The following is a 23,211-nucleotide window of genomic DNA, read 5'->3' as shown; positions in this document are numbered from 1 at the left end:
AGTGACCGACCAGCTCTCCCGGGTCTTCGCCGCCCTCGCCGACCCCACCCGCCGCGACATGGTGGCCCGCCTCACCGAGGCCGACCACACGGTCAACGACCTGGCGGCGCCGTACGACGTGAGCCTCCAGGCGGTCTCCAAGCACCTCAAGGTGCTCGAGGAGGCCGGACTGGTGACGCGCAGCCGGCAGGCCCAGCGCCGGCCCGTGCACCTGGAAGCCGAGGTGTTCGACCTCATGACGAAGTGGATCGAGCGATACCGCCGACAGGCCGAGCAGCGCTACGCAGCGCTCGACGCCGTGCTCGCGCGGATGCAGGACGAGGAAGACCCCACCCACACCAGCGACAACCGCACGGAAGGAACCGCATCATGACCACCACGCAGACCCCCGACACGGCCACCCGCTTCCCCGAGGCCGCCATCCTGGCCGACGAGCACGTGCCCGCCATCCACATCTGGCGCGACTTCACCGCCACCCCCGCCCAGCTCTTCCGCGCCCACACCGACCCCGAGGTGTTCGCGCAGTGGATCGGCCCCGTCGACGTGGGGGCCGACATCACGCACTGGGACGCCCGCGACGGCGGCAGCTGGAGCTACACCGCACGGGGCAACGACGGTCGCGAGGACTTCGAGACGTCGTTCCGCGGCTGCTTCCACACCGTGCGCGAGGACCGCATCGTGCAGACCTTCACGTGGGAGGGCATGCCCGACGGCGTCGCCCTGGAGACGCTGACCATCGAGGACCTCGGCGACGGGCGCACCCGCCTCCACGCGGTGAGCCTGTGCGACTCCTTCGAGGACCGCGACGCGTGGCTGCGCAGCGGGATGGAGGTCGGGGTCAACGACGGCTACGCCGCGGTCGACCGGATGCTCGCTGAGGGCGCGATCTGATGACCCTCCCCGACGCCCCGGCCGCCCGCCACGCGATGGTGGCCGGGGAGTTCGCCCGGCTCGTCGCAGGCACGCCCGACTGGTCGGCTCCCGCGCCCGTCGACGGATGGACCGCGCGCGACGTCGTGGCGCACCTCGTCGAGTGGTTCGCGGGCTTCCTGGCCGGCGGCGGCGTGGACCTGCCGACCGGTCCCCCGGTGGCGGACGACCCGGTCGCCGCCTGGCAGCACCACGCGGGCGCCGTGCAGGCGTTGGTCGAACAGCGCGGCGACGAGCCGTTCACGCACCCCCACGCCGGCAGCCACCGGCTCGCGGACGCGGTCGACCGGTTCTACACCGCCGACGTCTTCATGCACTCGTGGGACCTCGCCCGCGCCGGCGGCCAGGACGCCGGGCTCGACGAGGACTTCGCCGCGCGGTTGCTGGAGGGGATGCGCCCCATCGAGCAGCTCCTGCGCGACTCCGGGCAGTACGGTCCGGCGGTGCCCGTGGCCGCCGACGCTCCCGTCGTCGACCGGCTGATGGCCTTCATCGGCCGCGATCCGGGCTGGCACCCCGAGAGAGGAGGCACGCCGTGAGCACCGTCGTGATGCACAACGTGGTCTCCCTCGACGGATTCGTCGCGGGCCTCGACGACGACCCCGGTCCGCTGTTCGACTGGTACTTCAACGGGGACCAGCACCTCGGCGCGCAGGAGATGGACGACCCGTCCCCGGGCGGCCTGCGGGTCTCGCAGGCCTCCTACGACCACGTCCGCCCGGTCTGGGACTCCATCGGCTGCATGGTGATCGGCCGCCACCTGTTCGACATCACGAACGGGTGGGAGGGGCGACCACCGACCGGCGAGCACGTCGTCGTGGTGTCCCACCGCCCCAGGCCGGAGGGCTGGCACCCGGAGGCGTCCTACCACTTCGTCGACGACGTGGCGGCCGCCGTCGCGACCGCGCGTGAGCTGGCCGGGGACGCCACCGTCTCGGTCGCGGCCGGCGATGTGGGAGGACAGGCGTTCGCGCTCGGTCTCGTCGACGAGGTGGCCATGGACGTCGCGCCCGTCGTGCTCGGCACCGGCAAGCGCTACTTCGGCCCGGTCGCGACCCAGCACCTGCTCGAGGACCCGTACGTCGTGGTCCAGGGCGACCGCGTGCTCCACCTGCGCTTCCGCGTGCGTCGCTGAACGGAGGCCGTCGGGTGCGCCCGGCCGCCATCTAGGGTGAGTCCATGCGCTACGTCGTGTACGGCGCCGGTGCGGTCGGTGGCGTCATCGGGGGACGGCTGGCCCTGGCCGACCGCGAGGTGACCCTGGTGGCCCGCGGCGACCACCTCGCCGCGATCCGGGACCGCGGACTCACCCTCGACGCCGGCGACGGCCGCCACCGCATCGCCGCCCCGGCCACGGACACGGCCGCCGAGGCCGGGTGGACCGACGACACCGTCGTGCTGCTGACGGTGAAGTCGCACCAGGCCGGCGCGGCGCTCGCGGACCTGCGCGCCCACGCCCCGGCGGACGTACCGGTCGTCTGCGCCACCAACGGCCTCGCCACCGAGAGGGCGGCACTGCGGCTCTTCGCCCGGACGTACGCCGTGTGCGTCATGCTCCCCGCCACCCACCTCGAGCCGGGCGTCGTGGTCGCCGCGTGCCACCCGACACCGGCGATCCTCGACGTCGGACGCTTCCCCGGCGGCACCGACGCGACCACCGCGGCGGTGTCGGCCGACTTCCGCGCCGCGGGCATCGACTCGCAGGAGCGCCCCGACATCATGGCGATGAAGCGCCGCAAGCTCGTGATGAACCTCGGCAACGGCGTCGACGCGTCCTTCGCCTCCGGCGAGGCCGCCGACGAGCTCGCGCGGCTCGCCCAGGAGGAGGGCGAGCGGGTGCTGGCAGCGGCAGGAGCCGCCATCGTCAGCGCCGAGGAGGACCGCGACCGACGCGGCTCCGTCCTGCGCAGGCGTCCCGACCTCGAGCGCTCCGGTGGCTCGACCTGGCAGAGCCTCGCGCGCAGCACCGGTGACTCCGAGATCGACTACCTCGCCGGCGAGGTCGTGCTCCAGGGCCGGCTGCTTGGCATCCCCACCCCCGTCAACGAGGCCGTCGTCGCCGCGACCCGGACACTCGCGTGCGCCGGGGGTCGCGCCCGCAGCCTCGACGCCGGTGACGTCTTGCTCTCCCTGAGGGGCGAGTGACGCAGGTCCTTCGACGGGAACCTGCGTGCTCACCGCCGCAGCGGTGAGCCAGCCACATTCCTCGGCCCTGGAACGTGGGTGGGCCACCGCTCACCCTCGTGTCGGCGTACGCCCCGCCCGGGGGCGGTGGCAGAGCCACATTCGACGGCCCGGACATGTGGCAGGGCCACCGCTCGCCCAGCAGCCGGCGCGTGCTGGAGACGCACGAAGGCCCGCCACCCCGGTGGGGTGACGGGCCTCGCGATGATGCGTGGATCAGGCCTTGTTCTCGTCCGACTCCTCGGCAGCCTCGGCGGCGGCCTCGTGCTCGGCGGCAGCGGCCTCGTGCTCCTCGGCGGCAGCCTCGTGGGCCTCGGCCGCAGCCTCGTGCTCCTCGGCGGCGGCCTCGTGCTCGGCGGCAGCGTCCTCGGCGGTGGTGTCCTCGACCTCGGTCTCCTCGGCAGCGGGCGCCGGAGCGGCAGCAGCCTCGGTCTTCTTGGTGGAGGGAGCCTTGGGGCTGTAGGCCTCGGTCACCAGCTCGATGACCGCCATGGGGGCGTTGTCGCCCTTGCGGGGGCCGATCTTGGTGATGCGGGTGTAGCCACCGGGACGCTCGGCGAAGGTCGGCGCGATCTCGGTGAACAGCGTGTGCACGACCGACTTGTCGCGGATGGTCTTGAGGACCTCGCGACGGTTGTGCAGGTCGCCCCGCTTGGCCTTGGTGATCAGCTTCTCCGCGACAGGGCGCAGCAGGCGCGCGCGGGTCTCGGTGGTGGTGATCCGGCCGTGCTCGAACAAGGCGGTCGCCAGGTTCGAGAGCATCAGGCGCTGGTGGGCGGGGCTGCCGCCGAGGCGGGGACCCTTCTTGGGCTTGGGCATGTCATTTCCTTCTCTCGGGCCGTGTCAGGTACCCGGGTAGACGACCGGCGGGCGCCGGTCGATTTGTCAGAGCTGCTCGTCCTCGATGAACGCGTCGTCGTCGTCGTCGCCGTAGGCGGCGAGGGCGGCGTGCGGGTCGAAACCGGGCGCGCTGTCCTTCAGCGAGAGGCCCATCTCGACGAGCTTGGCCTTGACCTCGTCGATGGACTTCGCGCCGAAGTTGCGGATGTCGAGCAGGTCCTGCTCCGAGCGGGAGATGAGCTCACCCACGGTGTGGATGCCCTCGCGCTTGAGGCAGTTGTAGCTGCGGACCGTGAGCTGCAGGTCCTCGACCGGCAGGGCCAGGTCGGCAGCGAGCTGCTCGTCGACAGGCGACGGGCCGATGTCGATGCCCTCGGCCTCGACGTTGAGCTCGCGGGCCAGGCCGAAGAGCTCGACGAGGGTCTTGCCGGCCGAGGCGATCGCGTCACGGGGACGGATCGACGGCTTGGTCTCGACGTCGATGACGAGCTTGTCGAAGTCGGTGCGCTGCTCGACTCGGGTGGCCTCGACCTTGTAGGTCACCTTCAGCACGGGGCTGTAGATCGAGTCGACCGGCATGCGGCCGATCTCGTTGTCGGCACCCTTGTTCTGCACGGACGACACGTAGCCGCGGCCGCGCTCGACGACGAGCTCCATCTCCAGCTTGCCCTTGTCGGACAGGGTGGCGATCTTGAGCTCGGGGTTGTGCACCTCGACACCGGCGGGCGGGGTGATGTCGGCGGCGGTGACGTCGCCGGCACCCGACTTGCGCAGGTACATCACGACCGGCTCGTCGTGCTCGGAGGACACCACGATGCCCTTGAGGTTGAGGATGATCTCGGTCATGTCCTCGGTGACGCCCTCGATGGTGGAGAACTCGTGGAGGACGGAGTCGACCTTGATGCTGGTGACCGAGGCACCCGGGATGGAGCTGAGGAGCGTACGACGCAGCGAGTTGCCGAGCGTGTAGCCGAAGCCGGGCTCGAGGGGCTCGATGACGAACCGCGAGCGGAACTCGTCGACGGTCTCTTCCGTGAGGGTGGGGCGCTGAGCGATGAGCACGGAGTTTTTCCTTTCCGGATCCACCCGCTATTTGACGGATCCGAACATGGTGAGGAGTGATGTGGAAGAGGGGCGCCGGTGGCCGCCTGCAGGACGGGCGACCACCGGCAGAGGATCACTTCTTGGAGTAGTACTCCACGATGAGCTGCTCCTGGACCGGCACGTCGATCTGCGCGCGGACCGGGACCTGGTGGATCAGGATGCGCATCCGGGACGGGATGACCTCCATCCACGCGGGGGTGACGCGCTCGCCGTGGGTCTCACGGGCCACGATCAGCGGCGTCAGCTCGAGCGACTTCTCGCGGACGTCGATGATGTCGTGGTCGGTGACCTGGAACGACGGGATGTCGACCTTCTTGCCGTTGACCAGGAAGTGGCCGTGCACGACGAGCTGGCGAGCCTGGCGGCGCGTACGGGCGAAGCCGGCGCGGTAGACCACGTTGTCGAGGCGGCACTCGAGGAGCTGCAGCAGGTTGTCACCGGTCTTGCCCTGGCGACGGCTGGCCTCCTTGTAGTAGCGGACGAACTGCTTCTCCATCACGCCGTAGGTGAAACGAGCCTTCTGCTTCTCGCGGAGCTGCAGCAGGTACTCGGACTCCTTGATGCGACCGCGGCCGTGCTGGCCGGGGGCGTAGGGACGCTTCTCGAAGGCAGCGTCGCCGCCGACGAGGTCGACACCGAGACGGCGCGACTTGCGGGTCATGGGACCGGTGTAGCGGGCCATGTTTCAGTCTCTCTTTCTCAGTCTCGGGTCAGACGCGGCGGCGCTTGGGCGGCCGGCATCCGTTGTGGGGGGTGGGCGTGACGTCCTGGATGGTGCCGACCTCGAGGCCGATGGCACCCAGCGAACGGATCGCGGTCTCGCGGCCCGACCCCGGACCCTTGACGAAGACGTCGATCTTCTTCATGCCGTGGTCCATGGCGCGGCGGCCGGCGGCCTCCGCAGCCATCTGGGCGGCGAAGGGGGTGGACTTGCGCGAGCCCTTGAAGCCGACGGTGCCGGCAGAGGCCCACGAGATCACGGCGCCGGTGGGGTCCGTGATGGTGACGATGGTGTTGTTGAACGTGCTCTTGATGTGGGCTTCGCCCTGAGCGATGTTCTTCTTCTCCTTGCGGCGGACCTTGGTCGCGCGGCTCTTGGGAGGCATTCACTAACTCCTGATGAGGTCTGGTCTGGAAGCTTCTGGGAAGGCAGCGAGGATCAGCGCAGGGCGCCGGTCACTTCGCCTTCTTCTTGCCGGCGACGGTGCGCTTGGGACCCTTGCGGGTGCGCGCGTTGGTCTTGGTGCGCTGTCCGCGGACCGGGAGGCCCATGCGGTGGCGGCGACCCTGGTAGCTGCCGATCTCGATCTTGCGGCGGATGTCCGCCTGGACCTCACGTCGGAGGTCACCCTCGATCTTGAAGTTGGCTTCGATCTCGTCGCGAAGCTTGACCAGCTCCTCGTCACCGAGCGTGTGGACCCGGGCGTTCGGGTCGACGCCGGTGGCGGCCAGGAGCTGCTGGGCGCGGGTACGGCCGATGCCGTAGATGTAGGTGAGTGCGATCTCGATGCGCTTGTCGCGCGGGAGGTCAACACCAACGAGGCGTGCCATGTGGCGGTTCCTTGTCTGTTCGTCGCTTTGGTTTCTGGTCGTGTCGCGTCCCATCCCGCCTCGGGTGAGCTCCGGCCAAAGCGCCGGAGGTGGATTCAGCCCGCTTGCGCGGACCTAGCGATCACGTTGTGGTGTTTCAGTTGTGTGGTTGAGCTACAGGCCCTCTTGCCGCAAGCGGCTGCGAGGCTCGGGGCTGCTCGTCCAGCTCCGGCTCCGCCGGATCTGGACGAGATCCCTCACCCTTGCCGCTGCTTGTGGCGGGGGTTCTCGCAGATGACCATGACCCGGCCGTGACGGCGGATGACCTTGCACTTGTCACAGATGGGCTTGACGCTGGGGTTGACCTTCATGTCAACGATCCTTGCTACTCGGCTGGCTGGTTACTTGTAGCGGTAGACGATGCGACCCCGCGTGAGGTCGTACGGCGAGAGCTCCACCACGACCCGGTCCTCGGGGAGGATCCGGATGTAGTGCTGTCGCATCTTGCCGCTGATGTGCGCGAGCACCTTGTGCCCGTTGGCCAGCTCCACACGGAACATGGCGTTGGGAAGGGCCTCCACGACGGTGCCCTCGATCTCGATCACGCCTTCTTTCTTCGGCATGTCCTCCACAATCTTCTCGTCTGTTGTCTACCGTGGCCCGGGAACCGCCCGGCACCCGCGAGGGTGGCCGGTGGACCTCGTGAGGCGGATCCGGGGACCTCTTCCCGAGGCACGCGCGCGACCGTCTGACGACGATCACACGAGATCCCGGGCAGCCGCGAGGCACCACGAAACACAGCCCACGTTGGGCCGACGCACCAGTTTAGTCAGGCGTACGTCGAGAACGCCAATCAGCGAGGCCGCGCAAGCGACCGGCGGCCGATGCGACACGCCCGGTCGCGGGGGTCGGCGCCGCCTCGTCGTCCTGGCCGGGGTCGGCCGGCGCGGCCGGGCCGGCAGCCGTACGCCTCAGCGACCGCAGGCTCACCGCAGCGCGGAAGCGCTGCCAGCGGCCGACCTCGTGCGACATCGCCCGGCGCTCGGCGTCGATCGACTCCCAGTAGGTCGTCGCCGCGGCCACCTCGGGCGCGGCCGGGCCGAACACGAAGCTGTCCGCGCGGCGCGCCAGCACGACCGCCTGGCCCGACACGATGCCGACGGACTGCTCGCGCCGGGTGACGGTCGGACCGAGCGGGACGACCTGCCCGAGGTCACGGGCGTGGTCGACGAGCTCACGCCACGCCCCGACGAAGCGTGCCGACGGCGACTCTGCGCTGCGTCGGCGGTGCCGGCGCAGTGCCTTCAGCCCGACGACCGCGCCGAGCAGCAGCGCGACCAGCAGCAGCGGACCGCCGACGTAGGTCAGCACGATGCCCACCCAGGCCGGCAGGCCCGGGATCAGGCCCTCGTCCTCCTCGTCGGCCTCCTTGCGGGTGGCCTTGCGCTCCTTGAGGTCGGCGTCGCTCTGCTCCCCCGCGTCGGACGGCGGCGGGATCGGGTTCGGCGGCGGGATCACCGTGCCGGACATCGGGGTGTTGGTCTCGGGGACCTGGTCGGCGGGCGGGGTGGTCGACATGAACGCCTCGGTCGGCAGGGTCTTCCACGAGCCGTCCGCGGCCCGCAGCTCCACCCAGGCCGACACGTCCTTGCCGGTGACCCGGCCGCCCGCGGGCACGACCGCGCCGAGCACGACGCGGGCCGGGACGCCGATGTCGTTGGCGATGAGCGCCATCGTGGCGGCGTACTGCTCGTCGTTGCCGACGATCTGCGGGGCGTTGACGAACTCGTCAGCCAGGCGCCACACGCTGTGGCCGGCGACGTAGATGCGCTCGGTGCGCCCGATGCCGTCGGAGTACTTGCCCTCCGACCGCAGGTGCTCGGCGGCGGCCAGGACCCGGTCCATCGGGTCGGGTCCGGCGTCCTCGGTCCAGTTGTCGGTGGGGCCCTGGATGAACCCGGCACCCGTCGGCAGCGGAGTCAGCTCGGAGGATCCGACGGTCGTCTCGGACAGCTCGTCGTCGGGCACGACGGCGCTGAAGGAGTAGCGGTCACCCGGCTGCATGCCGCTCGGGACGACCGCGGTCGACGTCGCGAGGTTGTAGCGGAAGACCTCGGCCTTGGCGCGCGTGTCCCCGGTCTCGAACTCCATGGACGTGAGGGCGCCGACGGTCGGCAGCCACACGCCCGTCCACCCCTCGCCGAGGGTGACGGTGGCCTGCACGTCCTTGCCCTCGACCGGGTTGTCGATGGTCGAGGACACGCGCTGGAAGGAGTCGTCGGCCGGCCCGGGGAGCGCGTTGTCGGTCGCCCCCCAGACCATCCCGTCGTAGCTGTCCATCGTGGCGAACCGGACCCTGGTGTCGGCCGGGACCCCCTCGACGTCGAGCAGCGTCTTGTCGTAGACGTTGGTCGGGTCGGACTTGCCCTTGAGGTCGACGTACTTGCGGAACCCCGCGAGCGGCGAGGGGTAGCGACCGACGTCGAAGGGCGGCTCGACCCAGTTGCGCGCGACCGCGCGGTCGGCGTCGTCATCGGTGAACAGTGCGCTGGCCGGGTAGGCGACGGCGGCGGCGAGGCCGAGCATCGCCACGGCGCCGACCCCGCGGACGTACGAGGTGCTGCCGCCCTGCACGGTCGCGCTGGCGCGCCGCGCCCGGACCGCCAGCCACGCCAGGGCGAGTCCGGCGAAGACCGAGCCCTGGACGAGCAGGGACTGGGGGTGGCGCACGCCGAGCAGCACCGCTCCCGAGAGCAGCACCGTCATGCCGACGACCGGGAGCATCGCGGCCAGCCAGGCCCGGCGTACGGGCAGGTGGGCGAGCGCGAGTCCCACCAGGCCGGCCAGCACCCCCGACAGCCACGGCAGGACGAGCAGCGGGCCGTCGCCGTCGACGGGCGGCAGCGTGGTCAGCAGGTCCTTCCAGCCGAAGATCGCCTGGTCGGCCACCTTGGCCAGGGTCGTGGCGCCCGGCAGGGCGTACGTGTCGCCGAGCGAGCGCAGGGTCAGGGGGCCGCCGAGCAGGAAGAACAGCACCAGGCAGATGACGACCGCCGAGATGATCGGCCATCCGGCCGCGCGCGTGAGGTGGGTCACGGCCACCGCGATGACGGTGCCGAGCAGTCCCACCACCAGGTAGGTGCTGCCGGTGAAGGAGGTCCCGAACGCGGACTGGGCCACGCCCGCGAGCGCGATCGTGAACGCGATGTCGATCCACGAGTGGCGGTCCGGGACGAGCGTGTGCGACCGGACGCGGGTGCGGGTGCCGGTCGCGCCGGCGGTGGCCCTCACCTCACGCTCCAGCGCAGGAGGCCGCCGAGGTCCTCCTTGGCGGCGAGGTGCAGCACCGGCAGGCCGCCGGTCTCGGTGACCCGGCTGGTCCCGGCGGGATCGACGATGATGCCGAAGCGTCGCACCTCGGGCGGGAACGCGGCCGCCGAGCGCAGCAGGTCGGTGAAGGCCGACTCGCTCCCGCCGACGAAGAAGGCCAGGCTCGTGTCGGGCGCCAGCATGGTGGCCTGGCGCCCGGACTCCACGAGCCCCCGGTCGCCGAAGTCGGCGCGGCACACCGCGTCGAGCGCGAGGTGTCCGTCCGAGCCCGAGGAGGCGTGCGCGCCGCACACGAACGAGACGTCGAACTCGTCGAGCACCGCCCGCACCGCGATCGAGGCCGCCACCGCCATCGCGGTCTCGAAGTCCTCGGGGTCGGCCCAGGAGGCGAGCCGGTCGTCGACCACGATCGTGGCGTGGCTGCGGCGGGTGTCGAGGTACTGGCGCACCAGCAGGGACGACTCGCCGGTGGACGCCATCACCTTCGCCGACGACCGCCAGTGGATGTGGCGCAGGTCGTCGCCGGGGACGTACTCGCGCAGCGCGTGGAACGCCAGGTCGCTCTGGCTGACCGCGTCGGTCGAGACCCCCTCGAGGTCGCGGAGCAGTCCCGCACCGAGGGACTCCATCGGCACGAGGTGCGGGCGCACCAGCACCTCGCGCACCGGGGTCCACACGACGTCGCGCGAGAAGATGCCGACCGGGTCGCCGCGCCGCGTCATCGCCGGTCCGACCGCGATCACCCCGCGCCGCTCGGTGCGGATGGTGAACGACTCCTCGTGGGCGGCACCGGGGGCCAGCGAGCTGATGCCGTAGCGGTGCACGGCCGACCCGACCGGGACCTCCAGCGTGGTGGGGACCAGGCGGGACGTCGCGCGGTTGACGACGAGGACACCGGCCGCCACTGACTCCCCCGCCGCGACGCGCTCGGGCTGCAGCCGCAGGTCGACCGACACCGAGGTGCGACCCAGCAGGAACGGCAGCGCCAGCACGATCAGCGCCAGGCTGGCGGTACCGAGCACCGCCAGCTCGCGCCACTGCGTGAGCGTGGCGACCAGGAGCGCACCCAGGCCCAGGGCGAGGACCAGCCAGCCGATCGGCTTGATGACCTCCAGCGCGTCGTTCAACCGCTGCCTCATCGGTGTGGTCAGACCCCCACGCGGTCGGTCGGCGGAGCGACGGCGTCGAGCAGGCGCGAGATGACGGTCTGGACGTCGACGCCGCTGAACTGCGCCTCGGCGTCGAGCAGCAAGCGGTGCGAGAGCACGGGCTCGGCGAGGTCCTTGATGTCGTCGGGGACGACGTGGTCGCGACCGTCCGCGGCGGCCCACGTCTTCGCGACCCGGACGAACGCCAGGCAGCCGCGCGCCGAGAGGCCGAGCTTGACGTGCGGCTGGCGGCGCGACTCCTCGGCGAGCTCGGCGACGTAGCCCACGACGGCGGGGTCGACGTAGACCTCGTCGGCGAGGCCGCTCATCTGGGCGATCGTGGCTGCGGTGATGACGGGGGTGACGAGCGCGGCGCGGTCACGGACCGCCGCGTTGTTGAGGAGCTCGACGGTGGCCTGCCGGTCGGGGTAGCCGACGGACGTCTTCATCAGGAAGCGGTCCAGCTGCGCCTCGGGGAGGCGGTAGGTGCCGGCCTGCTCGATGGGGTTCTGGGTGGCGATCACGAGGAACGGGCGGCCGACGGGGTGCGCGACGCCGTCGACGGTGACCCGACCCTCCTCCATCACCTCGAGCAGCGCGGACTGGGTCTTGGGCGAGGCCCGGTTGATCTCGTCGGCGAGCACGATGGTGTGGAAGATCGGTCCCGGGTGGAACTCGAACGTGCCCTTGTGCTGGTCGTAGACCGTCACGCCGGTGACGTCGGAGGGCAGCAGGTCGGGCGTGAACTGGATGCGGGCGTGGCTGCCCTGGACCGTGTTGGCGAGCGCCCGAGCGAGCATGGTCTTGCCGGTGCCCGGGAAGTCCTCGAGCAGGACGTGGCCCTCTGACAGCAGGCAGGTCAGCGCCAGGCGTACGACGTGGCGCTTGCCGAGGACGGCCTTCTCCATGTTGTCGGTGAGCTGGTCGAAGGTCGTCTTGAACCACTCGGCCTGTTCGTGGCTGATCGTCATGCTGCTCCTCGTCGGTTCGGGCGTTGGCGGTGGGCCCTCGAGAGGTCCCTCATTGGGGCCAGGTGGTCGTCGCGGTCACGCTCTGGTTGTCCGAGAAGCACCGGACGGTGACGCTCTGGCCGGCGTAGAAGTACCACGGTGTGTTGTCGGCTGTGTCCGTCGCACCGAAGCCGCGCCGTTCGAACGTCAGCACCCACGGCCACGGATCCTCCGCCTCGCAGGTGTACGGCTCGACGAAGTCCGAGGTGACGATGCGCAGCTTGCCGCACGAGTTCTCCGTGCAGGACTGGCCCTGGGCGCCGGCGCCCTGGCACTTCGGGTCGGACTGCGGCAGGTCACCGCAGGCGGTCCACTCGCTCAGTGCCAGGCTCGGCTGCGGGGGCGGACCGGACTTGGTCCGGTTCTCGCCGGAGTCCTCCCCACGTCCGCCCCTGACCGGGTCGAAGACCGCGACGCTGAGCCGGACGTCCTGGTTGTAGTTCTGCGTCGTGTAGGTCTTGGTCTGCACGCTGAACTGACCGCTGACGCCGGGCTGGGTGGTGACAGGTTGCTCGCCGTCGCCGTCGAGGTCGTAGCGCACGGACACGGGCGCCCCGGTGGCGGTCCCGGTGATCACCCAGTAGATGTTCTTTCCGCTGACGACCGGACGGATGTCGAAGAGCGCGTCCCCGAGCGGGCCGTAGCTCTGCGCGGACTTCACCCCGCTGAGCGTGCACCCGGCGGGGGCCTTCTCGTTGCACACCCGCAGCTCGACGTTGTAGGCCTGCTCGTTGCTGGGCGTCGGGACCCGGACGGTGTTCTGGCCGGTCTGGTTGGGGAACGCGTGGGCCACACCGCCGACGAGGACGTCGACGTTGCTCACGGTGCCGCGCGAGTCGGGCACCGTGTAGGTCAGCTGCAGCTGCTGGCTCGTGCCGGTGGGGGCGACGGACCAGTCCGTCCACGCAGCCGGACGTCCCACCAGCGCCACTGACCCGCCCTCGCTCGGTGCCGACCGGTTGCCCGGCTCGCCGGGAGGCTGGTTGGCGGCGACCACGCGGTAGGTGTAGGTGAGGCCGTCGTACGGGAGGTTCGAGTGGGTGCACGTCAGGGACGCCAGCTTCTGGCATCCCGGCACCGCGCCCGACGCCTGGCCGTTGGAGTAGGTGACGGTGTAGACGGCCGGCCCGGGGCCCTCCGGTTGCACCGCCTGCCAACCGATGCGTACGTCGGTCTGGTTGGCACCCGACTGCAGGTCGGTCACCGCGGGCGCGGCAGGCGCCGGCGGGGTGCCGAGCGGCTGGAACTCCGGCGACGACCGGGGCAGGGAGTACTCGATGCGGTTGCGTGCCCGGACGGTGAAGACGTACTTCTCGTTGTTGTTCAGACCGGTGGCGGTGAACTCGGTGTCGTCGCCGGGGATCTCGGACGACCCGCCCCCGACCCACGTCACGGAGTAGTTGAGGATCCGCGAGGTGTTGGTGGCCGGCTTGTCCCAGGCGATCGTGATCGTGCCGTCGCCGCGGCTCTTCATCCGGATGTTCTGCACGCGCCCTGGCGCGGTGTCGGCCCGCGCGGAGCGCGACAGCTCGCTCCACTCGCTCGCCCCGACGCGGTTCACGGCCTGCACGCGGAAGCTGTAGTTGCCGGCGGCGTCGAGCTTGCGGAAGACGCACTCGTTGGTGGCGCAGCGCTGGGTCGACCCCTTGCGCTCCTCGCGCACGACGTAGTGGGTGATCGGCGCACCCCCGTCGTCGTCCGGGGGCTTCCACGACATCTTGATGGTGCCGACCTCGTCGGAGACCGGGTAGGGGCGCGGCTCGCCCGGCTGGGACGGCGTGCCGATCACCTGGAACTGGATGCGTGCGTCGGCACGGCGCTCGGGCGGCGGGTCCGAGGACGAGACGTCGCTGACGACGAGGCGGAAGCCTGCCTGCACCCCGCGCGTGTCCTTGGCCGCGGTGAGGGTCAGCCGGCTGCCGTCGGCCGTCGCTCGCACCCCGGGGTTGCCGATGCTCTCGACCGAGACGATGTTCGGGGAGGGGTCTGCCACGCCTGCGCGGAGGTAGGCGCCCACGTCGAAGGTGCGAGTCTGCCCGGCCTCCATCGTCTCCACCTTGATGGGCAGCATGGTCGGCGGCGGCGCCTGGGCGAGCCGGAAGCGCACGTCCTCGGTGTTGCTGTCGCCGGCACGGACGGACAGGACGGCCTCCCCACCCTGGGTCGCGACGTCCGAGGCGGTGATCGCGACGACCGACCCGGCTGCGTCGCCGACGTCGACACCGCTCCGGCCCTGGCTCCACTCGGCGGCGTAGGAGAGACCCGCCGCGTCGCGCGGGTCCACGGTGAAGACCTTGCAGAAGCTGGCGATGTCGAGGTCGTAGCGCTGGCCGGCGGCGATCGGCACGACGGTGTCGGGGCACTCGAGGGTCGGCCTGTCGTCCCCGACCTGCACCGGGATCGACAGCAGGACGGTCGCACCGTCGGCGGTCGTCGACGTGTCCTCGTTGCCGCTGGCGTCGGCGGCGGAGGTGACCTCGACCAGGACCGCGCCGGGGCCGCGGAAGCCAGGGGCGGCGGTGAGGGTGAAGCCCCGCTCGCCGTCGGGACCGACCTGGAGCGCGGACGGGGAGCCCGACCACGAGCGGCGGCCCGAGGCGAGCCGCACCTCGGCGTCACCGGGTGCCTCGACGTAGTCGCCGAGCCTGCCGGTCGTCGTATCGCCCGGGTCGAGCTCGATGAGCGTGCCGTCGGGGACGTAGGGCAGTCCGTTGCCGGTCGGGGGGATGTAGACCGACGCCGCGCTCGACGCGCCGTCGGCGTCCTCGACCACGAAGGGCAGGACCTTGGGTGCCGCGCCCCGGTCGGCACGCACCTCCACCCCGTCCACCACGGTCGCGCCCGCGCCGACATCGGTGACCTCAAGTGCCTCTGCAGGGCCGTCGGGGTCGTACGCGCCCTCCAGCACGTCGACGAGCACGCTCCCGCTGTCGTCGGCGCGACCGAAGGCGTCGTAGACGACGGGCGGGTTGTTGAACGAGCTCGCCGTCTGCAGGGTCATCGTGGCGCGGGACTCGCTCAGCCCGTTGGAGACGCTGTAGACGATGACCACCGGCGGCGCGTCGACCGAGTCGGGTGCGGGGACGGTGACGAGGTTGGTGTCCTGGTCGTGGGTGACGCCGTCCGGCGCGTCGAGGAGCTCGATGTCGGCGGCGTCGCCCGGCGCGATGAAGTCGTTGGCGAGCGGGTCGAACGTCGCGGTGCGCCCCGGCTCGACGGTGAGCCGGTCCTCGACGGCCAGCGGGGGCTGCGGCTGGCCGGGCTTGACGACCGCCACGCGGGCGGTGCCGGTCGCGAACGCACCCTGGGAGTCGACGACCGAGTAGGTGAACTCGTCGGTGCCGACCGTGCGCGGGTAGGCCTGGTACTCGAGGAAGTTGCCGCCGTAGGACACGATCCGGCCGAGGCGGGGGGCCGAGGTGACGCCGGTGACCGTGACCGGGTCGCCGTTGCGGTCGACGCCGACGCCGGGCACGCGGACCTTGATGGTGTCGCCCGAGACCACGCGTCCCTCGAGCGTCGGGGGCTCGGGCGGGTCGTTCGGGTCGTCGGCGGGCACGACGGTGACCTCGAGCAGGCCGTTGGCGCGCTTGCCCTCGAGGTTCTGCGCGACATAGGTGATGGAGAAGGTGTCGCGTTCCTTGACCTTGTCCGGGGCGACGTAGCGCACCACGCGACCCGACACGAAGGCCGTGCCGACGTCGCCGGTGACGTCGATCGGGGCCACCACGTCGAGCCGTCCCGGGGTGTCGCTGTCGACGAGGTCGGCCAGCAGGGTCAGGCGATCGCCGGCGGGCGACACGTCGTTGTCCAGGACCGGGGCGGAGACCGCGGCACCCGCACGGACGACGACCTTGTCCGCGACCGTGATCGGGGTGTTGTCCTCGGGCTCGGCGCGCTGGGTCACCACGACCTCGCCGCGTACGCCGGAGCTGGCGCCGTTGGTGATGGTGTAGGACACCGTCTGGGTCCTCGGCAGCAGGTCGGGCTGGACCGCGGAGATGCGCAGCCAGCGACCGTCGACGATGGCCACGTCGAGCTGGCCGGCCTTGTCCCCCGCCGCCCGCTGGACGGTCAGGAGGCCGCCGGCGGGGTCGAGGTCGTTGGCCAGCACGTCCACGATGCCGGGGGCCTGGCCGTAGAGGGTGAGCGTGTCGGGCATCGCGACCGGCGGGGCGACGCGCTTGGGCGCGGGCTTCACGTCGACGCGGATCGTGCCCGGGTCGAGCGGCGCGTTGCCGTATCCCGCGTCGTAGCTCAGGAAGTAGGTGCCCGCGCGCTCACCGGTGAAGGTCAGCTGGCCCGAGTCGAGGTCGGAGACGATCTTCGCTCCGGGCTGCTGCGGGACCTTGGCCCCCAGCACGAGCTCGGCGTCGATGTCGGTGGGGTCCGAGCCGGGGAGGTCGTTGAGCAGCGGACGGATCTTGATCGGCTTGCCGACCTCGCCCCGGACCACGTCGGGCTCGGCGCTGGGCGCGAACGCCTTCTGGTCCGAGCGCGCCTGGACCTGGAAGCTGATCGCCTTGCGGACCGGCGCCGAGCGGCCGTCGGTGACGCCGAACTCCACCCGGACCAGCTGCTGCTGGCCGGCGGCGTCGCCGGTCGGGGCGGTGAAGCGGATCCGGCCGTCGGCGGTCGTACGCGCCCGTGCGCCGGACTGCTCGCCGCCGACCGCCGTCGCCGAGTCGAGCAGCAGCGTGTCGCCGTCGCGGTCGTCGCGCCAGTCGGACAGCACGGGGACGGAGAGCGCGCCGCCGTGCGGCACCTGGTAGGTGGGCTTCTCGTAGCCCTCCCGCAGCGCGGGCGACTCGTTCTGGCTGTTGGCGCGCACCTCGATGTCGACGGCTGCCTGGGCCGACACCCCGTTGCGACCGTCGTCGATGTAGTAGTCGAAGGTCGCCGGACGGGCATCCTCGGGCATCTGCAGCACCAGGGTCTGCCCGTCGGGGCTGATCTCCACGCGGGCGCCGCCGGAGGGCTGGTCGACGTCGACGATGCTCAGGAGCCGCCCCTCGGGGGCGGAGTCGTTGTCGAGCGGGTGCAGCACGGTGGTGCGTCCGGCGCGCACGCCGTAGGAGTCGGGCTTGGCGCGGGGCGGGCGCCGATCCGCGTCGCTCTGGTTCTCGTTCTCGTCGTCCTCGTCGTCCTTCTTCTTCTTCGACGTGAACGCGTCCCAGTTGTCGATCCGGACCGGCTTCTCGTCCTGGACGTCCCAGACGGTGCCGCTGTTGGCGTCGTTGAGCACGATCTCGCCGCGGTTGACCCGGAAGGCGAGGCTGGTGGCGTTGCCGGTGAGGTCCTTCTCGTTGACCTCCTGCGACCCGCACTGGACCGCCACGGCACCCAGTCCGCCGGACCATGCGCCGAAGACGCAGGCGCCGAGCCTCACCGGCTCGGCCGGGTTGCCCGACAGGTCGGACACGTAGGTGTCCTCGCCGGACTCGAGGTCGATGCTCAGCAGCCCGTCGGGAGCGCCGACCAGCACGGCGTCGTACGCCGGTCCGGACTGCTGCAGCACGCTGTCGGGCGGGACGGACACCGTCGCGCCCCCGACGACGGCGAGGACCCCGGCGTCGGCGTCGAGGGTGATGACCCGGTCGCCGACCGTGGTGACCTCCGAGACGCGGCCCGCGTCGCCCGGGAGGTCCTCGACGACGGGCTTGCCGAACGCGGTGCCCTGCGGTGCGAGGGTGGTGACCGTGCGCTCCTCGGTCGAGGTGACCACGACCGTGCCGTCGAGGCCGACGGCGAGGGCTGCGCCCTCACCGGCCTCGGCGAGCGGGTCGGCCTGCCGGTCGACCGCGCTCATCAGGGGCTCGCCGACCTGGGTGTCGTAGCGCACGGCCCAGACCTCACCGGTCTGCGCGTCGGCCGTGGCGAGCGTGCCGCCGGCCATCCGTACGTCGCCGTTGACCGGGACCGCGGCAGAGCCGCCGTCCTGCGCCTCGAGGCGGCTGGTCTCGATGGCCTGGCCGCGGGCAGCGTTGCGGTTCAGGGTGACGACCGCGGCGCCGTCCTGCACCACGTCGAGCCGCGCCTTGGCGTCCTGGCCGGGGACGACGCCGTCGAGCTGGTTGATCGGCTTGTTGAGCCGCCCCGACCAGCCGAGCTTGCCGTTGACCACCCAGACGCCGCCGTCGTTGAGCTCGGCCTCGTGCTTCTTGTAGCCCTCGGCGGACAGCGCGTAGGTCACGACCGCAGCGGTGGCGACGGCCAGGGCGACGCCCGAGGCGATGCCCACCCGGTGGCGACGCAGAGCAGTCACACGTGCCACGCCAGTCCCCCTTGGCCCCACGAATGACGTGCGCCCGCCGCAGTCACCCCGAGGAGGGTATGTATGTCACGGAGGTTCCGACAAGTTTCCGACAAGTCCCGACCATGTGCGCGGGACGGGCGCGATGGGTGATGATGGAGCGGTGGGCGTGTACGAGGGGAGCCGACGTTGATCGTGGAAGCGCGGTACGCCAGGGGGTCTGGCGTGCTCGTCGGGAGTGGTGCCCACTGGGTGCTGCTCGCCGACCCCGGCGACGAGCAGGTCGTGCAGGAGATCTGGGACGTGCTGGTGATGCCCGCGACGTCCGGCGCCGGCGTGCTCGAGCGGGTGACGGCGATCGTGGAGAAGGCGTTCGAGGGTGATCCGCCCGCTCTCGCGGCCGTCGACTTCACGTCAGGGGCGTCCTCGACGATCTCGCGGGGCTCGGGGCACGTACGCCTCGCCGGTCCGTCGAGGGTGTTGAGCCTCGACGGCGGGGCGGATCCCGCGGAGCTCCCGTCGACCCGCCGCCTCGTGGGTGGGGTCGTCTCGGCCGACCGGGTGGACCTGACCCCGATCTCGGCGCGCACCGCTCCCGCCCCCACGCCCCACGCCCGCGAGGTGCCGGCGCCGCCGGCCTCCGCGGCGCTCATCGACGGCATCCCGGAGTCGATCCTCGCCGCCAAGGGGCCAGAGGGTCCTCCGCCGCGCACCCGCGTGCGCCAGCGGGTCGAGGACACCGGCTCGCTCATCGACACCTCCGAGCCCGACCCGCTCGTGGTCCAGCGGATCGAGGAGGGCACCCACACCACCATCCGGCCCGCGTCCGACCCGCACGGCACTCCCGAGCCCGACGACCACGACGGCGCCACGACGATGCGCCCGGCCCACCTCGCGCACGGAACCGTGCCGACGGTGCTTGCCGTCAGCTGCCCGCTCGGCCACCTGACGCCACCGGTCGCGCCGCAGTGCCGGGTCTGCCACCAGCGGGTCGCGCCGCAGGAGCCGAGGCGCGTCGACCGGCCCGCGCTGGGTGGCCTGCGGCTGCCCACCGGCGAGGTCGTGCCGCTGGACCGCGGGGTCGTGCTCGGCCGCAAGCCGGCCCCGGCCACCGGCAGCAGCGACTGGCCGCACCTCGTCCACCTGCCCTCGGACCACTCCTTCGTCTCGCGTCGGCACCTCCAGATCGAGCTCGACGGCTGGGACGTCGTCGCCCGTGACCTCGACAGCCGGGGTGGCACCACCATCGCCCCGCCCGGTCGCGACGCCGAGCGGATGCGGCCCGGGGACGCGTACGTCCTCGAGCCGGGCACGGTCCTCGACATGGCCCACGTCTACGCGGTCCGCTTCGAGACGGGGGCGGTCGCCCGGTGAGCGCCCCGACCATCCCGGGGTTCGCCTTCGTCGAGCACCTGGGCAGCGGCGGGTTCGCCGACGTGTTCCTCTACGAGCAGCAGTGGCCCCGCCAGCGGGTGGCGGTCAAGGTCGTGCGTCCCGACGTGCCACTGACCGACCGCGAGAAGTACCTCTTCACCGCCGAGGCCAACGCGATGGCCCGGCTGGCCGACCACCCCTACATCGTGTCGGTGATCACCGCCGGCGTGACCGCCGAGGGCGGGCGACCCTTCCTCGTGATGCGCTACTGCCCGCCGCCGGACCTCGGCGTGCGGGTGCGCTCCAACCCGATGGCGCCCGTGGACGCGGTCTCCACCGGCATCAAGCTCGCGAGCGCCATCGAGACGGCGCACCGCTCCGGGATCCTGCACCGCGACATCAAGCCCAGCAACGTGCTGGTCACCAGCTATCACGAGCCGGCCCTGACCGACTTCGGCATCGCCGGGCACATGGCCGACGTCGACCGCGACAACGACGTCCGCATCTCCTACCCGTGGTCGCCGCCGGAGCTCCTCGACGGACGCTCCAACGGCTCCGTGGCCTCCGACGTCTACTCGCTGGGCGCCACGATCTGGCACCTGCTGGTGGGACGCTCCCCGTTCTCCATCCCGTCGGGCGACAACTCGACGCGGGCGCTGAGTGCGCGGATCCTGCACGCCACTCCCCCGGCGACCCAACGCCCCGACGTCCCGCCGGCGCTCGACCGTCTCCTGCAGCAGTGCCTGGCCAAGCGGCCCGAGCACCGGCCGGCGAGCGCGCTCGAGCTGGCCCGCGCCCTCCAGCGCATCGAGTCCGCGGCCGGCTGGGCCCGTACGGCAGTGGCGGTCGAGGGCGACCGCCCCGACGCGTCCGTGACGGCTCCCGAGGTCGCCGAGGCTCCCGAGGACGCCACGGCGATGAAGCCGGTGACGGTGATCTCGGCCAGCGGCCCCCGCCGCATCGCGGCCCAGGACGTCGTGCCGGTGGTCGACCCCGATGCCGAGGAGCCCGCAGCCAGGTCCGGGCTCGTCTGGGCAGGCGTGGGAGTCGCCGTCCTGGCGCTGCTCGTCGGCTTCCTGGTCCTCGGCGGTGACGGCCGCGAGGAGGACCCCGGCGTCGTCGTCCCCACCGAGTCCCAGACACCGGACCCGGTCATCCCCGACGTGCTGACCGAGGCGGTGGCGCTCACCGGGAGCCGTACGCCGCGTGGCGTGCTGTTCGAGTGGCGCCCGCCGGTGCCGCCCGAGCCCGGTGACTCGTTCAGCTGGCACCGCGACGACACCGACGAGTACGGCAGCACCGAGCGGCGGCGGCTGCTCGTACGCACCGACGCGCCCGTCTGCCTCGACGTGAAGATGACCCGCGGGTCCGACAGCTCGCCGCGCGCGAGCCAGTGCGTGTCCTGACCTCCCCCGGCAGGGGAGGTCAGGACTGCGCTGTCAGTCGTTGTCCCAGTCGCGGCGCGGGCCGGTGGCCGCGTCCTGCTCCTGGGCGGACATCCGGCTCGACGCCCACAGCGACAGCACGGCGGTGACGGCCAGCGTGGCGACGATGACGACCAGCGAGAGCCAGATCGGGATCTCGAGCCACGCGTAGTCGAGGTGCTCGCCGCCGTTGATGAAGGGCAGCTCGTTCTCGTGGAGCGCGTGGAAGAACAGCTTCACGCCGATGAAGGCGAGCAGGAACGCGAGGCCGTAGGACAGGTAGATCAGGCGCTGCAGCAGGCCGCCGATGAGGAAGTAGAGCTGGCGCAGGCCCATCAGCGCGAAGATGTTGGCGGTGAGCACCAGGTAGGGCTCCTTGGTGATGCCGAAGATCGCGGGGATCGAGTCGAGCGCGAACAGCAGGTCCGTGGTGCCGAGCGTGAGGATCACGATGAACATCGGGGTGATCATCTTCTTGGCGCCCTCGCCGGTGATGAACAGCTGCTTTCCGTGCCACTCCGAGGTCGCCGGGAAGCGACGCTCGACGAAGGCGACGAGCTTGTTCTCCTCGAACTCGTCCTCGTCCTCGTCCTCGGCGCCCTCCTTGGCGAGCTTGACCGCCGTGTAGACCAGGAACAGGCCGAACAGGTAGAAGACCCAGCTGAAGTTGTTGATCGCCGCGGCACCGACCGCGATGAAGATCGCGCGCATGACCAGCGCCATCACGATGCCGATCATCAGCGCGTACTGCTGGAGCTCACGCGGCACCGCGAACTTCGCCATGATGATGATGAAGATGAACAGGTTGTCGATCGAGAGCGAGTACTCCACGAGCCAGCCGGAGTAGAACTCCAGCGCGGGCGTGCCGCCGGCGGTGAACCACACGCCGAGGCCGAAGAGGAGGGCCATGCCGACGTAGATCGAGAGGTAGGTCGCGCACTCCTTCATGCTCGGCTCGTGCGGCCGGCGGCCGACGACGGCGAGGTCGAAGGTGAAGATCGCAAGGGTCACCACGCCAGTGGCGATCCAGACCCAGGTGGGGACGTCCACGCTGTTGCTCCTAGCAGTGAGGCGAGTTCGGTGCCCGCGCGCAGCGCACGGGCGCCGGAGGTCTCTTCCGCTCGCCAGGCCGAGGCGAACCAGTGGCACCGGGCCCCGCTCGCGCGGACGCCGTACTGACGACACCACTACCGGGGAATACTCCCCTCCAACCGCGCCAGTCTGTCACGCACCCTCAGGCGGGAGCGAAACGGCCGTCAGCGTCCGCCGAATGGGACGCCGAGCTCGGCCAGGCGGGCCTCGCCGCCGTCGACGGCGGTCAGCACCCACGCACCCCGGTCGGTCAGGGTGAAGGTGTGCTCGAAGTGGGCGGCGAACGAGCCGTCGACCGTCGCGACGGTCCACTCGTCCTCCAGGAGGTCGGTGTGCTTGGTGCCGAGGGTGACCATCGGCTCCACCGCGAGCGCGAGGCCCTCCACGAGGGTGGGTCCGCGGCCGCGACGTCCGACGTTGGGCACGTTGGGTGGCATGTGCATCTCGGTCCCGATGCCGTGGCCGGTGTAGTCCTCGAGGATGCCGTAGCGGCCCTGGCCTCGGACGTAGGTCTCGACGGCGTGGCTGATGTCGGTCACCCGGCCACCGAGGCGGGCGGCGGCCATGCCGCGCCACAGCGACTCCTCGGTGACGCGCAACAGCTCGGTCACGTCGTCGCGCACCTCGCCGACGGGCACGGTGATCGCCGCGTCGCCGTGCCAGCCCTCGACGATCGCGCCGCAGTCGATCGAGATGACGTCGCCCTCGACCAGCGTGCGCGGGCCGGGGATGCCGTGGACCACCTCGTCGTTGACCGAGGCGCAGATCGTCGCCGGGAACGGCGGGTGGCTGTAGCCCTTGAACGACGGGATGCCACCGTGGTCGCGGATGTTGCTCTCGGCGAGGGCGTCGAGCTCGAGCGTGGTGACGCCGGGGCGTACGGCGTCGCGCAGGAGCTCGAGGGTCTCCCCCACGAGCCGCCCGGCGACCCGCATCAGGTCGATCTGCTCGCGGGTCTTGATCTCGATGCCCCGGTCGCGGAAGCCCACCCG

The 23,211-nt window shown here is 71.5% G+C and carries 20 protein-coding genes; 7 read left to right on the top strand and 13 right to left on the bottom strand.

Going from position 1 to position 23,211, the window contains the following annotated elements; genetic code table 11:
• The first annotated feature begins 1 nt into the window (after position 1).
• From EXE59_RS10620 to EXE59_RS10600, 5 genes are read left to right on the top strand one after another with little or no spacing between them, the layout of a single operon-like run.
• Positions 2–373, top strand: a complete 372-nt coding sequence (locus tag EXE59_RS10620; RefSeq protein WP_135838871.1) for an ArsR/SmtB family transcription factor — start codon at positions 2–4, stop codon at positions 371–373.
• Positions 370–891: an SRPBCC domain-containing protein gene (locus tag EXE59_RS10615; RefSeq protein WP_135838870.1), complete on the top strand. Its 522-nt coding sequence runs from the start codon at positions 370–372 to the stop codon at positions 889–891. Before EXE59_RS10620 ends, EXE59_RS10615 begins: the two co-directional genes overlap by 4 nt.
• On the top strand, positions 891–1,469 hold the full coding sequence (locus EXE59_RS10610) for a TIGR03086 family metal-binding protein (RefSeq protein ID WP_135838869.1): 579 nt from the start codon (positions 891–893) through the stop codon (positions 1,467–1,469). Before EXE59_RS10615 ends, EXE59_RS10610 begins: the two co-directional genes overlap by 1 nt.
• On the top strand, positions 1,466–2,065 hold the full coding sequence (locus EXE59_RS10605; RefSeq protein WP_135838868.1) for a dihydrofolate reductase family protein: 600 nt from the start codon (positions 1,466–1,468) through the stop codon (positions 2,063–2,065). Before EXE59_RS10610 ends, EXE59_RS10605 begins: the two co-directional genes overlap by 4 nt.
• Positions 2,066–2,109: 44 nt before the next feature.
• Entirely contained in the window at positions 2,110–3,075 is a 966-nt protein-coding gene (locus EXE59_RS10600) for a ketopantoate reductase family protein (RefSeq protein WP_135838867.1), read from the top strand.
• A 255-nt stretch (positions 3,076–3,330) separates the two neighbouring features.
• Here EXE59_RS10600 and rplQ read toward each other — a convergent pair whose 3' ends face one another.
• From rplQ to EXE59_RS10545, 11 genes are all read right to left on the bottom strand, one after another.
• Positions 3,331–3,933, bottom strand: a complete 603-nt coding sequence (rplQ, locus tag EXE59_RS10595; protein ID WP_135838866.1) for a 50S ribosomal protein L17 — start codon at positions 3,931–3,933, stop codon at positions 3,331–3,333.
• Positions 3,934–3,999: 66 nt separating this feature from the next.
• Positions 4,000–5,016, bottom strand: a complete 1,017-nt coding sequence (locus tag EXE59_RS10590) for a DNA-directed RNA polymerase subunit alpha (RefSeq protein ID WP_121141540.1) — start codon at positions 5,014–5,016, stop codon at positions 4,000–4,002.
• Positions 5,017–5,131: 115 nt separating this feature from the next.
• Positions 5,132–5,740 (bottom strand): 30S ribosomal protein S4, encoded by a 609-nt coding sequence (gene rpsD, locus EXE59_RS10585; RefSeq protein WP_135838865.1) that lies wholly within the window; start codon positions 5,738–5,740, stop codon positions 5,132–5,134.
• A gap of 28 nt (positions 5,741–5,768) precedes the next feature.
• Positions 5,769–6,164 (bottom strand): 30S ribosomal protein S11, encoded by a 396-nt coding sequence (gene rpsK, locus EXE59_RS10580; RefSeq protein ID WP_010831742.1) that lies wholly within the window; start codon positions 6,162–6,164, stop codon positions 5,769–5,771.
• 70 nt (positions 6,165–6,234) lie between these two features.
• Positions 6,235–6,609 (bottom strand): 30S ribosomal protein S13, encoded by a 375-nt coding sequence (rpsM, locus tag EXE59_RS10575; RefSeq protein WP_056599771.1) that lies wholly within the window; start codon positions 6,607–6,609, stop codon positions 6,235–6,237.
• A 236-nt stretch (positions 6,610–6,845) separates the two neighbouring features.
• The gene (gene rpmJ, locus EXE59_RS10570; RefSeq protein WP_004008316.1) at positions 6,846–6,959 is read right to left on the bottom strand and encodes a 50S ribosomal protein L36; all 114 of its coding nucleotides are present in this window, start codon (positions 6,957–6,959) and stop codon (positions 6,846–6,848) included.
• Between the two features lie 30 nt (positions 6,960–6,989).
• Positions 6,990–7,211, bottom strand: coding sequence for a translation initiation factor IF-1 (infA, locus tag EXE59_RS10565; protein ID WP_056599768.1), 222 nt, complete (start codon positions 7,209–7,211; stop codon positions 6,990–6,992).
• A 202-nt stretch (positions 7,212–7,413) separates the two neighbouring features.
• Positions 7,414–9,879, bottom strand: coding sequence for a transglutaminase-like domain-containing protein (locus EXE59_RS10560; protein WP_135838864.1), 2,466 nt, complete (start codon positions 9,877–9,879; stop codon positions 7,414–7,416).
• Positions 9,876–11,045 (bottom strand): DUF58 domain-containing protein, encoded by a 1,170-nt coding sequence (locus tag EXE59_RS10555; protein ID WP_168218479.1) that lies wholly within the window; start codon positions 11,043–11,045, stop codon positions 9,876–9,878. Before EXE59_RS10555 ends, EXE59_RS10560 begins: the two co-directional genes overlap by 4 nt.
• 20 nt (positions 11,046–11,065) lie before the next feature.
• Positions 11,066–12,037: an AAA family ATPase gene (locus tag EXE59_RS10550; RefSeq protein ID WP_135838862.1), complete on the bottom strand. Its 972-nt coding sequence runs from the start codon at positions 12,035–12,037 to the stop codon at positions 11,066–11,068.
• Between the two features lie 49 nt (positions 12,038–12,086).
• The gene (locus EXE59_RS10545; RefSeq protein WP_135838861.1) at positions 12,087–18,350 is read right to left on the bottom strand and encodes an Ig-like domain-containing protein; all 6,264 of its coding nucleotides are present in this window, start codon (positions 18,348–18,350) and stop codon (positions 12,087–12,089) included.
• Positions 18,351–18,554: 204 nt separating this feature from the next.
• Here EXE59_RS10545 and EXE59_RS10540 point away from each other — a divergent pair, with 204 nt between their 5' ends.
• Positions 18,555–19,703, top strand: coding sequence for an FHA domain-containing protein (locus EXE59_RS10540; protein WP_135838860.1), 1,149 nt, complete (start codon positions 18,555–18,557; stop codon positions 19,701–19,703).
• Positions 19,700–21,109: a serine/threonine-protein kinase gene (locus EXE59_RS10535; RefSeq protein WP_135838859.1), complete on the top strand. Its 1,410-nt coding sequence runs from the start codon at positions 19,700–19,702 to the stop codon at positions 21,107–21,109. The genes EXE59_RS10540 and EXE59_RS10535 overlap by 4 nt, the downstream gene beginning before the upstream one ends.
• Positions 21,110–21,142: 33 nt before the next feature.
• Here the strand turns inward: EXE59_RS10535 and EXE59_RS10530 are convergent, their stop codons facing one another.
• Entirely contained in the window at positions 21,143–22,177 is a 1,035-nt protein-coding gene (locus EXE59_RS10530; RefSeq protein WP_135838858.1) for a TerC family protein, read from the bottom strand.
• 206 nt (positions 22,178–22,383) lie between these two features.
• A complete protein-coding gene (gene map / locus EXE59_RS10525) occupies positions 22,384–23,208 on the bottom strand; it encodes a type I methionyl aminopeptidase (RefSeq protein WP_135838857.1) in 825 nt (274 codons plus the stop codon).
• Positions 23,209–23,211: the final 3 nt, after the last annotated feature.

This window comes from Nocardioides eburneiflavus, from assembly GCF_004785795.1.
In the GTDB taxonomy this organism is placed as follows: domain Bacteria; phylum Actinomycetota; class Actinomycetes; order Propionibacteriales; family Nocardioidaceae; genus Nocardioides; species Nocardioides eburneiflavus.
Note: the sequence above shows the minus strand (reverse complement) of the source record. Positions and strands in the feature narration are given on the sequence as shown.

What these genes read in the sequence shown, in the direction of transcription:
- rpmJ (WP_004008316.1), bottom strand. Translation starts at nt 6,959, where the DNA reads ATGAAGGTCAACCCCAGCGTCAAGCCCATCTGTGACAAGTGCAAGGTC.
- EXE59_RS10610 (WP_135838869.1), top strand. Translation starts at nt 891, where the DNA reads ATGACCCTCCCCGACGCCCCGGCCGCCCGCCACGCGATGGTGGCCGGG.
- rpsK (WP_010831742.1), bottom strand. Translation starts at nt 6,164, where the DNA reads ATGCCTCCCAAGAGCCGCGCGACCAAGGTCCGCCGCAAGGAGAAGAAG.
- rpsD (WP_135838865.1), bottom strand. Translation starts at nt 5,740, where the DNA reads ATGGCCCGCTACACCGGTCCCATGACCCGCAAGTCGCGCCGTCTCGGT.
- rplQ (WP_135838866.1), bottom strand. Translation starts at nt 3,933, where the DNA reads ATGCCCAAGCCCAAGAAGGGTCCCCGCCTCGGCGGCAGCCCCGCCCAC.
- EXE59_RS10600 (WP_135838867.1), top strand. Translation starts at nt 2,110, where the DNA reads ATGCGCTACGTCGTGTACGGCGCCGGTGCGGTCGGTGGCGTCATCGGG.
- EXE59_RS10615 (WP_135838870.1), top strand. Translation starts at nt 370, where the DNA reads ATGACCACCACGCAGACCCCCGACACGGCCACCCGCTTCCCCGAGGCC.
- infA (WP_056599768.1), bottom strand. Translation starts at nt 7,211, where the DNA reads ATGCCGAAGAAAGAAGGCGTGATCGAGATCGAGGGCACCGTCGTGGAG.
- EXE59_RS10550 (WP_135838862.1), bottom strand. Translation starts at nt 12,037, where the DNA reads ATGACGATCAGCCACGAACAGGCCGAGTGGTTCAAGACGACCTTCGAC.
- rpsM (WP_056599771.1), bottom strand. Translation starts at nt 6,609, where the DNA reads ATGGCACGCCTCGTTGGTGTTGACCTCCCGCGCGACAAGCGCATCGAG.